Source organism: Nannocystis pusilla (genome assembly GCF_020073745.1).
GTDB lineage: Bacteria > Myxococcota_A > Polyangia > Nannocystales > Nannocystaceae > Nannocystis > Nannocystis radixulma.
The window spans coordinates 31,595-44,488 of sequence record NZ_JAIRAU010000028.1; the positions used below are offsets into that span (position 1 = coordinate 31,595).

Annotated in this window: 12 protein-coding genes; 4 read left to right on the plus strand and 8 right to left on the minus strand. The window is 71.4% G+C overall.

Annotated features, from left to right (window positions below):
• Positions 1-126: 126 nt before the first annotated feature.
• The gene (locus K7C98_RS21715; RefSeq protein WP_224193633.1) at positions 127-1,101 is read left to right on the plus strand and encodes a Na/Pi cotransporter family protein; all 975 of its coding nucleotides are present in this window, start codon (positions 127-129) and stop codon (positions 1,099-1,101) included.
• 113 nt (positions 1,102-1,214) lie between these two features.
• On the opposite strand, the gene K7C98_RS21720 is transcribed toward K7C98_RS21715, so the two are convergent.
• The 3 genes from K7C98_RS21720 to K7C98_RS21730 all read right to left on the minus strand — a co-directional run bounded on the left by K7C98_RS21720 (position 1,215) and on the right by K7C98_RS21730 (position 4,370).
• Positions 1,215-2,864 carry a hypothetical protein gene (locus tag K7C98_RS21720; RefSeq protein ID WP_224193634.1) on the minus strand — a complete coding sequence of 550 codons (1,650 nt, stop codon included), beginning with the start codon at positions 2,862-2,864 and terminating at the stop codon, positions 1,215-1,217.
• A 264-nt stretch (positions 2,865-3,128) separates the two neighbouring features.
• On the minus strand, positions 3,129-3,554 hold the full coding sequence (locus tag K7C98_RS21725; protein WP_224193635.1) for a hypothetical protein: 426 nt from the start codon (positions 3,552-3,554) through the stop codon (positions 3,129-3,131).
• A 267-nt stretch (positions 3,555-3,821) separates the two neighbouring features.
• The gene (locus K7C98_RS21730) at positions 3,822-4,370 is read right to left on the minus strand and encodes a hypothetical protein (RefSeq protein ID WP_224193636.1); all 549 of its coding nucleotides are present in this window, start codon (positions 4,368-4,370) and stop codon (positions 3,822-3,824) included.
• Between the two features lie 390 nt (positions 4,371-4,760).
• On the opposite strand from K7C98_RS21730, the gene K7C98_RS21735 reads away from it, so the two are divergent.
• Positions 4,761-5,735 (plus strand): hypothetical protein, encoded by a 975-nt coding sequence (locus K7C98_RS21735; RefSeq protein ID WP_224193637.1) that lies wholly within the window; start codon positions 4,761-4,763, stop codon positions 5,733-5,735.
• Positions 5,736-5,793: 58 nt separating this feature from the next.
• On the opposite strand, the gene K7C98_RS21740 is transcribed toward K7C98_RS21735, so the two are convergent.
• The 4 genes from K7C98_RS21740 to K7C98_RS21755 form a co-directional block, all read right to left on the minus strand.
• On the minus strand, positions 5,794-6,747 hold the full coding sequence (locus K7C98_RS21740; RefSeq protein ID WP_224193638.1) for a DUF4215 domain-containing protein: 954 nt from the start codon (positions 6,745-6,747) through the stop codon (positions 5,794-5,796).
• 17 nt (positions 6,748-6,764) lie between these two features.
• Positions 6,765-7,559 (minus strand): hypothetical protein, encoded by a 795-nt coding sequence (locus tag K7C98_RS21745; protein ID WP_224193639.1) that lies wholly within the window; start codon positions 7,557-7,559, stop codon positions 6,765-6,767.
• Between the two features lie 383 nt (positions 7,560-7,942).
• Positions 7,943-8,812, minus strand: coding sequence for an RNA polymerase sigma factor SigJ (sigJ, locus tag K7C98_RS21750; protein ID WP_224193640.1), 870 nt, complete (start codon positions 8,810-8,812; stop codon positions 7,943-7,945).
• 5 nt (positions 8,813-8,817) lie between these two features.
• A complete protein-coding gene (locus tag K7C98_RS21755; protein ID WP_224193641.1) occupies positions 8,818-9,483 on the minus strand; it encodes an FMN-dependent NADH-azoreductase in 666 nt (221 codons plus the stop codon).
• Positions 9,484-9,623: 140 nt separating this feature from the next.
• Here K7C98_RS21755 and K7C98_RS21760 point away from each other — a divergent pair, with 140 nt between their 5' ends.
• Positions 9,624-10,268 carry a hypothetical protein gene (locus K7C98_RS21760; protein WP_224193642.1) on the plus strand — a complete coding sequence of 215 codons (645 nt, stop codon included), beginning with the start codon at positions 9,624-9,626 and terminating at the stop codon, positions 10,266-10,268.
• 81 nt (positions 10,269-10,349) lie between these two features.
• On the opposite strand, the gene K7C98_RS21765 is transcribed toward K7C98_RS21760, so the two are convergent.
• Positions 10,350-11,105, minus strand: a complete 756-nt coding sequence (locus K7C98_RS21765; protein WP_224193643.1) for a dienelactone hydrolase family protein — start codon at positions 11,103-11,105, stop codon at positions 10,350-10,352.
• Positions 11,106-11,736: 631 nt separating this feature from the next.
• On the opposite strand from K7C98_RS21765, the gene K7C98_RS21770 reads away from it, so the two are divergent.
• A complete protein-coding gene (locus K7C98_RS21770; RefSeq protein ID WP_224193644.1) occupies positions 11,737-12,768 on the plus strand; it encodes a GNAT family N-acetyltransferase in 1,032 nt (343 codons plus the stop codon).
• Positions 12,769-12,894: the final 126 nt, after the last annotated feature.

The following is a 12,894-nucleotide window of genomic DNA, read 5'->3' on the forward strand; positions in this document are numbered from 1 at the left end:
CGCCGGACGTCATGCCCCGGACGTCGGCGATACCGGTCGCCTCCACTGTCTTTCCGACGCTGCCGGCTCGCGCGCTGCGGACGTTCCGCCGTCGTGCATCCGTCGATTCGGGTGCCATGGAGGACCATGGTCTCGACGGTCGCCTTGCAGCTCGTCGCGGCGCTGGCGCTGTTTCTTCTCGGTCTCGAGGAGCTCTCGCGGACCCTGCGCGCGCTCGAGTCGGTCCGGGTCCGCGAATGGCTCGCCCGCCTCTCGGGAGCGCCATGGCTCGCGCTGCTGACCGGCCTGTGGGTGACGGCCCTGCTCGACTCGTCGTCAGCGGTGATCGTGCTGCTGATCGCGCTCGTCGACTCGCGGACGCTCGCCTTCGAGAACGCGCTGGGCATCGTGCTCGGGACCAACATCGGGACCACGGTCTCGAGCCAGATCATCGCCCTGAACGTGGGCAGACTCGCACCGGTGCTGCTCCTCGTCGGGGTGATCGGCCAGCTGCTGGTGCGCTCGGAGCGGGCGGCGCTGCGCTTTCGCGTGGCGATCGGCGTCGGCCTGATCTTCACCGGCCTCGAGCAGCTCGAAGCCGCCCTGCAGCCGCTGCGCGAGGTCCCCGCCGTGCTCGCCTGGCTCGACTCGCTGACGGACCCCGCGCGCGGGATCTTCGCCGGCGGGCTCCTCACGCTCGTCATCCAGAGCTCGTCGGCCACGCTCGGGGTGGCGATCCAGCTGTGCATCGCCGGGCTCATGTCCCTCCCGGCCGGCGTCGCGGTCATGCTCGGCGCGGAGCTCGGCACGTGCGGCGACACCCTGATCGCCAGCCTCGGCCGGAGCCGGGCCGCCCTGCGCGTGGCCGTGTTCCACCTGCTGTTCAACGTCGTCTCCGTCGGGCTCGGGGCGCTCTGCATCGGCTCGCTCGTCGCCGCCGCGACGGCCCTCAGCCCCGCCGCCGGACCCGGCCGCCAGCTGGCCAACGCCCACACCCTGTTCAACACGGTCGCGGCCGTCCTCGTGTTGCCGCTGCTGCCGTGGGTCGCGAAGGCGCTGCGCCGCGCGATCCCCGATGGCGGCGAGCCCCAGTCCTCGTGCGCCGCATCGTCGAAATCATAATACATGTCCCTTGGGTCATGGATGACGACACGGACAACACCCGGCCGCACGACCTGCAAACCACGCGTGGAGTGACCGGGCGCAGCAATCGCCGGCGGAGCTCGTCGCCGCGCTCATCGCTCGCGCCGGCCCTCGCGCGCGTCGAGCCAGGCGTAGGCGCGCTCGAGCAGGACGCGGTGATACTGTGAATAGTTGGTCGCGGTCAGCGGCACGCGCTCGGCGACCTGCGCCGGGTTCCCCTCGAGGATCTCGCCGTTCGGGCGGATCGTGTGCCCGATCGACCACATGAACTCGACCAGCGGCCGCCGGCTGCCCGGCAGCGTCAGCACCTCCGACCACTCCCAGGTGTTGCTGTACCCGCCGGTCGGCATGCCGATCGTGTGACCGAGGTCGTTGTCGACGATGATGGCCGCGAACTGGTCGAGGTGGGAGCCGCCGCCGGGCCCGAAGAAGCACACCAGCGGCCCCTCGAAGTGGACCGGCGCCGGCTTCACCACCCCGTCGGAGTCCGCGGGCAGGTGCGCCAGCTTGAACGGCACCGCGTCGCTGTAGGAGCGCCCGGCCGCCAGGTCCGGCAGCACCGAGCCCTCGAGCCAGGCCAGGAGCCGCGCCCCGCCGTCGTCGCTCTCGACCACCCCGCCGTCGGTCAGCCCGCCCTCGGCGGCCTCGGCCCGCACCTTGACGACGAACGGCTCGACCACGTCGCTCAGGCGAATGTCGCCGAGCGTGCCCTTGAACGGCCGCCCCGTCATTCGCTGCAGCGCGTACACCCCCATCGACCCGCCGCGCGAGCCGGTCGCGTCGACCACGAGCGCGTGGCCGAGCAGCCCCTCCTTCTCCGCGTGGGCCATGAGCCGCTGCACGTCGGCCACGAGCGTCTCTTTGAAGCCGAACCAGCGCAGCAGCACCACCTTGCGCCCGCCGGTGTGGCGATAGAGCTCGTACGTCTCGGTCGCGAACTCGAGCCGCATGTCGGGGTATTCGGGCCGCCCCGGCCCGGACCAGTCAATGGTGGCAGGCGAGAGCCACGGCAGCGAGACCTCGTAGGTCGCGCCGTCCCCGGCCATCAGGCCGTAGGTGACGCGCTCCGAGTAGCGTGAGGGCGGCAGCAGCCCGCTGCGCACGCCCAGCGTGGCCGACACCTGCCACCAGAAGTTCTCGCGCGTCGAATAGGCGTAGTACGGCTCGACCGCCGCGACGTACTCGGCCAGCGGTCGCCCGTCGACCGCGATCACCCGGTCGCCGCGCCGCGGCACCCGCTGGAATCGCCCGCGCGCGAAGAACCCCTCGTCGAGGTCGGCGACGAACACCCCGTACGCCGCCCCGTCGCCGTAGTCGGTGGCGAACCGCAGCGGCGCCTCGGCGCGCTCCTGCCAGCCCGGGACCACCAACCCGCCGTCCACCGGCCGCACCCGCAGGTGCCGGTCCTTGCGCGCGTTGCTGACCTTCACCAGCGCGTAGAACAGCTCGACGTCGGTCCGCGCCGCCAGCAGCTCGGGCGCGAAGGTCTCCATCGCCGCGCGCACGTCCAGCGCCAGCCGCTGGTTCTTGACCGGCGAGAACGCCTCGCGCCGGGCCGTCTTGTCCCAGATCTCCGCGAACAGCTGCGCCCGCTCCTCGGCGGTGCCGAGGGTCGACGCCTGCGCCGGCGCGGCCGCCTCCTGCTCGGGAGTGCCGGGTGTCACGGTGGCGGCGCCCTCACGTTTGCACGCCAGCGCGACCAGAGCGAAGACGACCGTCGAAGCTGCCGGGAGACGCGACATCGCCGGCGAGCATAGAGTCGACGGTGGCAGCGCCGCGAGCCCGCGCTCCGACCGCCGAATCACGCAGCGCCGCCGCCGCCGCGCCTTTGGTCATTTCTGCGGCCGGTACCCGCAATGCCGCGCAATTCGGCGGCCGCGCCGCCCTTCTCGCCGAGCCGCGTGCCGGGGGATCTGCACCCCCGGCGACCGAACGCTGCTCCCTAGAACATGCTCCCATGGACATGCTCCATTCGCCATGTCCCTTCAGGCGCTCATGTCCGTGTCTCAGGCGTCCTCGCGCTCGGGGCTGTCGAGGCGGAAGAAGTTGCTCTGTTCGCCGCCGGCCTTGTGCTCCTGGTAGAGGAACACCAGCTGACGCTGGTCGAACGGCTCGAACCACTCGTCCCACTCGATCTCCAGCAGGTCCTCGCCGCCGAAGCCGGGGAAATTGAAGCGGAGGACCCGGACCTGCCCCTCCTCGCTGTCGACGGTCGCCGGCGTGGCCCCGCGCTCCTCCGCCCACTGGCAGATCACGTCGTGGTCGCGCGTCGCCAGCGTCTGCCCCGGCCGGTCCTCGTGTTCGTCCACCGAGTGGATCCACTTGGCCCGCTGGGTCGACTTCGACAGGCCCTCCCTGTGCTCCTCGACGAACCGTTCGTCCGCCTTCCGCGACTGTTCGGCCGCCTTGCGCTCCTTGTCTTGCCTGGGCATGGTGAGTCCTCGCTGCGAATGAGTGGAGATCCGTGGCGACGAGCGGACGCCGCCGTCCCGCCGACCGGCGGCGGGGCGACGGAGCCGATTGTCATGCGTGGATCCGTAGCATCGAGCATTCGCGCGTCAAGCAGGCGCGGCCTCGCGTCGAGGGACGAATCGCCGCAGGAGCGGCCTCCTCGGTCGCCTCGCCGTTGGGAATTACCCCGGCGCCCACGCGTGCCCGGCTCGCTGCCGGTCTCCGGCGACCGATGCCGGGCGGCATCGTCACCGGGCCCGGGCCTTGCGTCGGTCGCGGCTCTGCGTCTGGTTCGACTCCGGCGCCGGACCGCGAATGCGCGGGGCCGACGTCACCTCCTGCTCCTGCCGGTTCGTCCGACCGCGCGGCGCGACCTTCTTCGCCCGCCGCGCGGGGGCCACCTCCTTCGCCTGCCGCTTCGTCGGGCCGCCCGGAGCGGCCTTCTTCGCCGCCGCGGCGCGGGCGGCTTTCTTCTTGGCCGCGGCGGCCCGGTCGGCGTTGCGCTTGGCCGGCGGTGGGGCCTTTGCCGCCTTCCTGGCGGCGATCCGCGGGCTCGCGGCCTTCTGCTGCGCGACCGTCTCCTCGCCGCGCTTGACGCCCGAGCCGGCCTGCTTCCCCTTGGTCTTCTTGCTCACCGCCTTCTTGCTGGCCTTCTTGCGCGTGCCGGCCTCCTCGACCCGGGTGCTCGTCAGCTTGCTGGGGGCCTTCGAGCGAGTGGTCGTCGCCTTCTTCTTGGTGCTGCGACGCGGCCCGGGTTCGGCGGGTGTCGGCGCTCTCCTGGTCGTGCGAGGTGGCATGGCTCTCCGTTCCTGGCTGTCCAGACAGCCAGAGACAGTGTGGAAACCGGGCCGCGATCGACAACTCGCCCGGGTCTTTCGGCCCCGGGCGAGGCGGGCGCGACGATCGACGCCCGCAGCGACGACAGTGCGCGGCCGCCGAGTCGGGCTCTGCCGCCGGTCGCCCGGCCTGCTCGGCCCGCTCCCGCGCGATCGAGGCAGCGCACAGAGACATGTCCATCAGGACATGCCGTTATGAACATGCTGTCTATCAGGACATGTCCTTATCGCCACCCGACGGCCCCGGCGAGCGTGCCTTCTCCGGGACGCGCCGGACGCGAGCGAGATCGGGACGCGCTGGCGCACGCCGGGCCCCGGGAACGCGACGCCTGCCCGCGTGTCCGAGGCCCCATGCCCCGACGACTCGTCCTCGGCATCCTCCTGCTCGCGAGCCTCGCGGCGCCCCGTCCGGCGGCCGCCGCCCCGTGCGAGCTGCAGGGGAGCCCCCACCGCGCGCGGATCCGCGTCCCCGTCCCCGGCGGCGCGCCGCTCGAGCTCGAGCTTACCGGCGCGCCGCTCGTCGCCCGCTTCGCCGCCGGGCCGCGCGCGCAGGTCGAGACGCTGGGCGCCCTGCAGATCGCCGGGACCGCGCTCGAGCTGCCGCTCGCGCTCGCGCGACCGGTGGACGCGGCGGGCGGCGCCGTGCACCTGTCGAGCGAGGTCGAGGTCGTGCAGGCGCGGCCGCATCGGGCGGGGCTCAACCTCGTCGTCGAGCTCGCCCCGCGCACGACGACCGGCGCGGTGCTCTCCCCGGTCGTGGTCGCCTGTGACGCCATGACGCTGCGCGCCGAGGCAGCGCCCACCGGGCACGCCGCGCCGGCGAACTACCCGTCCTGGCTCGCGCGTGGTCGCTCGCTGGCCCTGCGCCAGCGCGCCGACGGGCCGCCGCGCCTGCAGCTGCGAGCAAGCGAGCCGCGGAGCCTGCACCTCGACGAGGTCGCGCGCCGCGGCGACCGGATCCGCGTGCGCGCCGAGTGGGACGACGGCTCCACGGTCGAGGGCTGGGCCGAACGCGCCGCGCTGGTGCCAGCCCCTCGCGACGGCATCGGCCACGGCGGGTGGGCGCCCGCTGGTCAGGCTGTCTGCTCGCGTACCTCAGGACATGTCCGTAAAGCCATGTTGAACACCGGCGCGAGGGTCCACGCCGCCCCGGGGCGCGGTGCATGGGCCGAGGCCCGCGAGGCCGTCGAGCTCGACGTCGAGGCGACGAGCATCGACGGGTGGGTCCGCGTCGTGCGCGTGCCCGGCGTCGCCGAGGTCGGCGCGTGCGGCCAGCTCGACCACGCCTGGGTCGCGCGCACCGACCTCACGTTCCCGGCCCCGTGACCGCGAGAGCGTCGACGCTCCTAAAAGACAAGGCCGCGTCGTTCTTCGTCTCGGAGCTTTACGCCGCACACTTGAAGGCGAGGATCGGGCAGTTCCCACTGCAACATTCGGCGCCCGACTCACAAGACACTCCATTCGCCTTACAACAGCCCGCGACATCGAACGTGCACGTGGCGGTGCATGCGAGGGCGCCACCTGCGTAAGGACCGAAATCCGTGCACTTTTTGCCGTCGAGATCGGTACCATCACAAGCTTCGCCGCCTTCGGCCAGGTTATTGCCACAACCCGGGACTGAACAGAGATTCGAGCACCCGTCTCCGTCGACATCGTTTCCGTCGTCGCACTGTTCCATCCCCTCGTGTACGATGCCGTCGCCGCAGGATGCCGGGCGGCAGCCGTTCGTGCAAGCGTCCGTGTCGATGTCGTTGCCGTCGTCGCAGGCCTCTTCGCCGGCCCACACCGCTCCGTCGCCGCAGGATGCCGGCTGGCAGCTGTTCGTGCAATCGTCCGTGTCGATGTCGTTGCCGTCGTCGCAGACCTCACCCGGGCCGATGTCGCCGTCGCCGCAAGAATTTATCACGCACGTGGCACCGCACGCGTTTCCGGGTCCGTTGTCCGGCCCGTCGTCGCACTCCTCCTCGCCGCTCCACACGATGCCGTCTCCGCAGGTCGCCCACGTGCAGGCGTTGGTACATGCGTCGGTGTCGACCCGATTTCCGTCGTCGCACGGCTCCCCCTCTTCCGTGGCCCCGTTGCCGCAGAACGGCTCGGAGCAGTCCTCGGGGCAGCTCATCATCGACTCATGCGTCCCACAGACCATGTCACCACAGACACAGGAACCGCCGTCGCACGGCTCCCCGGCCGTCACGGTGAGAACCGGGACACTCGACGCGCTCGTGCTCGACGTCGTCCCGGTCGGCGCCGCGTCCCCGTCGCTGTCCACGGGATTGAAGAAGCAGCCCGACGCGCCGAGCCAGGCGCACATCGCCGCGATGATGGTCCTCTTGGACATCAGCCCCTCCGTGTCTCCTAGAAGCGAAGCGACCAGGTGGCGCCGACCATCCGCGCGCCGAATGACGGCGTCCAGGCGTGCCGCGAGCTCTTCCGCCTCGCGGCGATCAGCAGCATGGCCATACCCGCCCCGAGCAGCAGCGGGCCGGTGATCAAGCTCGTGACGGCGAGCCGATCGCTCGTCACCCCACGCGAATAGATCTGCTCGCAGACGCCGACGGGCTGGTCCAGATCGCAACGGTTGGCCTGGAACTCGTCCTCGCGCTTGCTGGTCTGGGCGATGCTCGTCCCGAGGAGCACGAACATTCCGGCGCTCGCCGCTGTGACGATCCCTCCCGCGATCAGCAAGCCCTTCTTCTGCTCGTCTCGCCTCCGCAGCTCCGGGCCGGGCTGCGATGGCGCTGGAACGCTCGGTCCAGCGTCGGGTCGATCGGCGGCTGTCGCCCTCTGCGCCGCAGCGAGGCGAGCGCGGAGCGTCGTGCGGGCCCGCATCACGATATCCGGCAGCTTGTGGCCCGGGTCCACGGCCGCGGCGTACGCATCGAGCACCCGTAAACCTTCCTGGATGAGCTTCAGGTCGTCGTGCTCCGCGACCGCCTTCTCATAGGCGTCGGCGATGTACTCGTAGATCGCCGTGCGATTGTCGCTGTGCTCGCCGACATCGGGCAGGAGCTCGACCGCCTGTTGCCAGTGTCGCGCCGCCAGCGCAAATTCTCGCCGGTTGTATGCTTCTTGACCCTGCCGGACGTGGTCATCCACCAGCTGGAGATTGGGCTCTCCCGGACCGGCAGACGCTGCGGAGGGCACCAGCATGGAGGCGACGAGAACCCACGAAAGCGCCGGCCGAGCAGCTCTCCGCCCATTTCGCTCACATCCCCTCGCCCCGACCATGAAACGACGATACTACAGCGGAGCCGGCCTTGAACATCGGACCTCGCCGACCCGAAACCGCGCGTCAGCGCCGGCCACCGTCGACCTCAGGAGCTCACCGGCGGCGCTCTTTACGTCCATCGAGCACAGGAGCACGGGCAGATCCGCACGGGCCGCAATAACCCGGCCTATTGCAGGTGGTCGGCGAGGCGCTGCTCGCCGCGCGAAGCAGCAAGCCCGTCGGCCGCCGCGAGCTCGATGGTCTCGTCCCTGCGCCCACGATCGCGCATTCCGCGAATTCATCCACGCCGCGGCGAATCACGCCCTCACCCCGCGAACAACGCCAGCTTGTCCGGATTGCGATGCCCGTAGACCCGGCGAATCACCCCACCCTCGATGCTCAGCGCCAGCGCCGTCGCCGGCGCCCCGTCCTCGACGATGAGCACCCCGGGCGAGCCGTTGAACCACGTCGGCACCACGGTGTGAGAGCTCGTGCTCGCCAACAACCGGCGCCACACGCGGACGAGGAACGTGACCACCGCGTCCGGCCCGTGGAGCACCACCGCCACCGCATCGGCCTTGCCGCCGCCGTCGGCGTACAGCTCCACGCTCTCGGCCAGCAGCCCGCGCAGCGCGTCCGCCCTCCCCTCGCGCGCGGCGTCGACGAACGCGGTCATCAGCCGGCGGTGCTCGGCCGCCGACGCCGTGAACTTCGGCCGCGCGTCGCGGACCCGCGCCCGCGCCCGCGAGGCCAGCTTGCGGCACGCCGCCGACTGCTTGCCGAGGATCCCGGCGATCTCGTCGAAGTCGTGGCCGAACACGTCGTGCAGCAGGAACGCCGCGCGCTCGGACGGCGTCAATCGCTCGAGCGCCAGCATCAACGCCACCGACACCGTCTCGTCGGTCTGCAGGTCGTCCTCGGGCCCGGGCACGGCGACGAACGGCTCGGGCAACCACGTGCCGACATACAGCTCACGCCGAGAGCGCGCCGATTGCAGCGTGTTGAGCCCGATCCGGGTGCACACCGTGACGAGCCACGCACGAGGGTCACGGACCTGATCGATGTCGACCTGGTTCCATTTGATAAATGTCTCCTGCACCACGTCGAGGGCGTCGGCGCGGGTGCCCAGCATGCGATAGGCCAGCCCCTCGAGGATCGGGCGGTGGCTCTCGAACAGGCGCGTTCGCGGGTCCATGGTCGTCACGCGGAGTCGCTGGCGTGGAGAGTATCGCGCTCGCGCCGCGCCGGCTCGGGGGGCGTCGTCGTGAAGAGGCGATCGATCTGCGCCTGCGCCTGCGCCAGCCGCTGCGCGCGCACGGCCTCCTCCTGGGCCATCCCGTCGACCGCGATCACCTCGACGCCGGCGATGCCGATGAACGCGAGGATCGCCCGCAGGTAGGGGATCTGAAAGTCGTCGGCGAGGGTCGGCGAGGCGATGGCGCCGCGCGTGGCCACGAGGGTGGCCGAGGTGTGGCCGAGCAGTCCGACGAAGCGCCCGTCCTCGACGACGAAGGTGTGGCCGCGCCGGACCACGTGATCGACGTACGCCTTGAGCGGGGACGGCGGCCCCAGGTTGTACATCGGGCAGGCGATCAGCAGGTGATCGGCCGCGCGCAGCTCGGCGATCAGGACATCGGACAGCGCCACGCCCGCGGGCGGCGCGGCGTCGGCGGGCGCCGGCACTCCGCAAAACGCCGCCATGGTGGCGTCGTCGAGGTGCGGCACCGGGCTGTGTGCGAGGTCGCGGACGACCACGCGGCCGCGCGGGTGTTTGGCCGTCCAGCGGGCCTGAAAGCGATCTGCGAGCTGCCGCGAGCACGACCCGCGCCGGCGGGCGCTCGCGTCGATCCTGAGCAAGGTCTTCATGGTGTTCTCTCCGGCTCTTTGCCAAGGACAGGGCAGCCGCCGGAAATGTGACCGACGAAGCGAAGGAGCGTGGTTCGCCGCGCGGCGCTCGCCGCGAGTGTCGTGGCGGCCGACGTCTCCCTCATGGTCTGGCGCTGGCCTTGACCGCGCCGAAGGCTCCTGATATGCGTGGGATCGTTCTCATGTTTGTGCGCGCCGGCCGGCTCGTCGCGGTGTGTTCGGCGCTCGCTTTGGGCGCCGGGTGCATCGTCGTGGTCAAGGACGAGGCGATCGCGGCCGAGCCCGCCCATGAGATCGTCTGCACCGATCGGCTATCGGTGTTCCCGGCGCTGTCGGTGACCGTCACCGGCGTCACCGTCAGCGATCGCAAGCTGCAGGAGTCGATCGCCAGGACCCACCACGCGATCGTCAAGCGCATCGACGCCCACCCTTGCATGGAGGTGAGCCCGTACCCGGTCACCGCCGATCGCGTCCTCGACATACGGTCGCACGAGCGCGTCAATCCCCGGCTGTGGCTGGCGTTCCTGTCGGGGCTGACGCTCACGCTGCTGCCGACGGTCGCCAGCATCGAGAGCACGATGACAGTCACGGTGATGCACGGCGACCGCGTCCAGGCCTCTCGTCACTGGTACAGCCGCGCGCAGCTGTGGTTCGAACTGTTCCTCGTGTTCGCCATGCCGTCCGCCGGACCGAAGCCGTCCGACGCGAAGCAGCGCGAAGCGATGGCCGAAGCCGTCGTCGGAGTCGTCGAATCGGTCCTGCTCAATCCCATGGGCATGCAGTGATCGCTGCCCGCATCCTCGCTCCCGCGGCCGGCTGAGGCCCTCGCACGAGCGAGGGCCGCTCGACAGGGCCGGATCGGGGCGCTACGCCGGCACGACGGGCCCCAGCACCTCGGCGAGGAACGCCTCGATCGCCAGCCCCGCGCGGCGGGCCGCGTTCGGGTCGTACTGCAGGCCGCGCTCGGGCATCTGCGCCCCGGGAAAGGTGAATGCGTGCATCGCGTGGCCGTACGCGTGCAGCTGCCAGTCGGCGCCGGCGGCGGTCAGCTCGCGGGCGAGCGCGAGCACGTCCTCGGGCGGCGCGATCGGGTCTTCCCAGCCGTGCAGGACCAGGATCTTGGCCGAGATCCGCGGCAGATCGGCGAGCCCCGGCGGCCGCAGCACGCCGTGGATCGAGACCACGCCGCGCACCCCCGGGAGGGCGCTGCGAGCCGCGTCGAGGGCACACAGCCCGCCGAAGCACCAGCCGATCACGACCAGGTTGTCGGGGTCGAGCAGCGGGTGCTGGCGCGCGGCCGCGATGCCGGCGGCGAGGCGGTCGCGCAGGAGGCCGCGGTCTTGCAGCAGCGGCGCCATCAGCCGCGTGTTGTCGCCGGTCTCCTCGCCGCGCACGCCCTTGCCGTAGAGATCGAGGGCGAAGGCGACGCGCCCCTGGGCCGCGAACTGCTCGGCGTGCGCGCGCATGGAGCCGTTCTGGCCGTCCCACGCGTGGGCCAGGACCACGCCGGGGCGCGGCCGCGCCGTCGCGCCGTCATGGGCGACGTAGGCCTCGCACACCAGGTCGCCCGCGGGATAGTCGATGAACTCGGAGACGATCGATCGGCTCGATGCTGCGCTCATGCTCATCCCGTTTATTCGCACGCGCGCGCGCGATCGACAAGTCGGCAAGGATGGCACATGTCCATGCGGACAGGTTCATCGATTGCGGACGATCCGCGGGCGCCCGGTGAACGGGGCCTGTGCGAGCGATCATGACATCGGCCCTCGCCCGCCCTCGGCCCTCGCGTGCATCGTCGGCGCGTGCCTCGCCGCCCCCCGGGACCCACGCACCCGCCGCCTTCGACCTCGCAGAGGATCGGCCGTGAGCGCCGCAAGGGCTCCGTTGGGCCCACCGACGCCTACGTGTCGACCACCAAGGCGATCGCCAAAATTTGACCGGCGACCTGTGGCTCGTGACCATGCGGGCCCTGCTCGCGCGCCAGGGCGGGGCGCCGTACGGCGAGCAGATCGCGACCGTGGCCGCGCAGAAGCGGGTGTCCCGCGAGGTGCTCGCCGATGTCGGCGTGGTCGTGCGATCGGCAATGTCGACACCGCGAAATCTCGGCATCGCTGCGCGGCCGCGGCGCGGCGCCGCGTCTCGCTCCGGACGCTCATTCGCGCCCCTGCGCGCGGATGAGCATCGCGCGGTGCGGAGCGGATGCAGCGTCGCAGCCGGCTCTCCGCTATCGTGGCCCACCGAGCCGAGGCCGCCATGTCGACCGCACCCGACAGCATGGACATCGACGCCACGCGGAACCCCCGGCTCGTCCCCACCGAGCTGCTCCGGCGCGCCTATGTCCACTACGAGGAGTCCCGCAACCCCTCGGCGCGCAGCTACGTCTCCCTGGACGACGGCCTCGAGGTCGGGATCGTCTCCAGCGCCGTCCCGGCGATCGCCCGGGCGATCTCGTCGATGCTGACCCGCTCCCTCGACGACGCGCGCAACGATCGCGGCGGGCATCTCCCGTCCGACGTCGTCGAGCGCGTGCAGCGGGAGATCATCTCGCCTCACGGCGTCGCCGACCTGTGGGGGACCACCGGCCACCGCTTCGTCCTCGCGCGCCACCAGGGCGACCGGCGCAGCGAGCTCCTGGCGACGATCCTCGTCGGACAGAGCAAGGACACCCTCTTCTTCTTCACCGGCCGCTACAACAACCTGCGGCACTCGACGATCGCCGACGACGTCGACTTCTCCCAGCCCGACGCCGACGACCCCGCGCAGCGGTGGTTCGCCCGGTTCGCGTTCCCCGACCTCGTCCGCTTCAAGCCGCGGGCCTATCATCAGATCGCCAACTTCGTGGTCGCCCGCGAGCACCGCGGTCAGGGCTTCGCCAGGCTGCTCCTCGACACCATCGTCGCCAGGTACTCGCGGGACCACATCGAGCGGCGCGGCGCCGGCATCGAGCACTCGCAGCACCTGCTGTGCGGCCGCGGCCTGTGGCAGATCGGCGACCCGCCGTGGCTCTCGCGGATGCAGGGGCTCGGCTTCTACCTGCGGTGGGGCGCGGAGAGCTTCTTCATCGAGCACGACTGGGCCCCGCTGCCGCCGATCTTCGAGCGCGGCAGGCGGATCTCCAGCGTCGAATACAACGAGTCGTTCGGCCTGCCGCGGCGCTACCTCGAGGAGCAGCCCCCGCCGCACTCCCCGGAGCACCTCGTCGATCGTGTCCCCGAGGTCATTCGCCTGTCTCGCGACCCGCGTGCGAAGCTGCAGTACTTCCAGACGATGTTCGATTTCCCATGACGACCTACCTCCGACAGGCCCGGACGAGCGCGGCCCAGCAGGTCGCGCCCTTCACCGGCGAGGGCGCCTACCACGGGTCCACCCGGCCGCGCGCCGAGCCCCTGCGCCAGGCCCCCGCTCCGCCGC

Bases quoted from the DNA above. Each gene is read 5' to 3' on its own strand.
- K7C98_RS21715 (WP_224193633.1), top strand. From the start codon at position 127: ATGGTCTCGACGGTCGCCTTGCAGCTCGTCGCGGCGCTGGCGCTGTTT.
- K7C98_RS21720 (WP_224193634.1), bottom strand. From the start codon at position 2,864: ATGTCGCGTCTCCCGGCAGCTTCGACGGTCGTCTTCGCTCTGGTCGCG.
- K7C98_RS21725 (WP_224193635.1), bottom strand. From the start codon at position 3,554: ATGCCCAGGCAAGACAAGGAGCGCAAGGCGGCCGAACAGTCGCGGAAG.
- K7C98_RS21730 (WP_224193636.1), bottom strand. From the start codon at position 4,370: ATGCCACCTCGCACGACCAGGAGAGCGCCGACACCCGCCGAACCCGGG.
- K7C98_RS21735 (WP_224193637.1), top strand. From the start codon at position 4,761: ATGCCCCGACGACTCGTCCTCGGCATCCTCCTGCTCGCGAGCCTCGCG.
- K7C98_RS21740 (WP_224193638.1), bottom strand. From the start codon at position 6,747: ATGTCCAAGAGGACCATCATCGCGGCGATGTGCGCCTGGCTCGGCGCG.
- K7C98_RS21745 (WP_224193639.1), bottom strand. From the start codon at position 7,559: ATGCTGGTGCCCTCCGCAGCGTCTGCCGGTCCGGGAGAGCCCAATCTC.
- sigJ (WP_224193640.1), bottom strand. From the start codon at position 8,812: ATGGACCCGCGAACGCGCCTGTTCGAGAGCCACCGCCCGATCCTCGAG.
- K7C98_RS21755 (WP_224193641.1), bottom strand. From the start codon at position 9,483: ATGAAGACCTTGCTCAGGATCGACGCGAGCGCCCGCCGGCGCGGGTCG.
- K7C98_RS21765 (WP_224193643.1), bottom strand. From the start codon at position 11,105: ATGAGCGCAGCATCGAGCCGATCGATCGTCTCCGAGTTCATCGACTAT.
- K7C98_RS21770 (WP_224193644.1), top strand. From the start codon at position 11,737: ATGTCGACCGCACCCGACAGCATGGACATCGACGCCACGCGGAACCCC.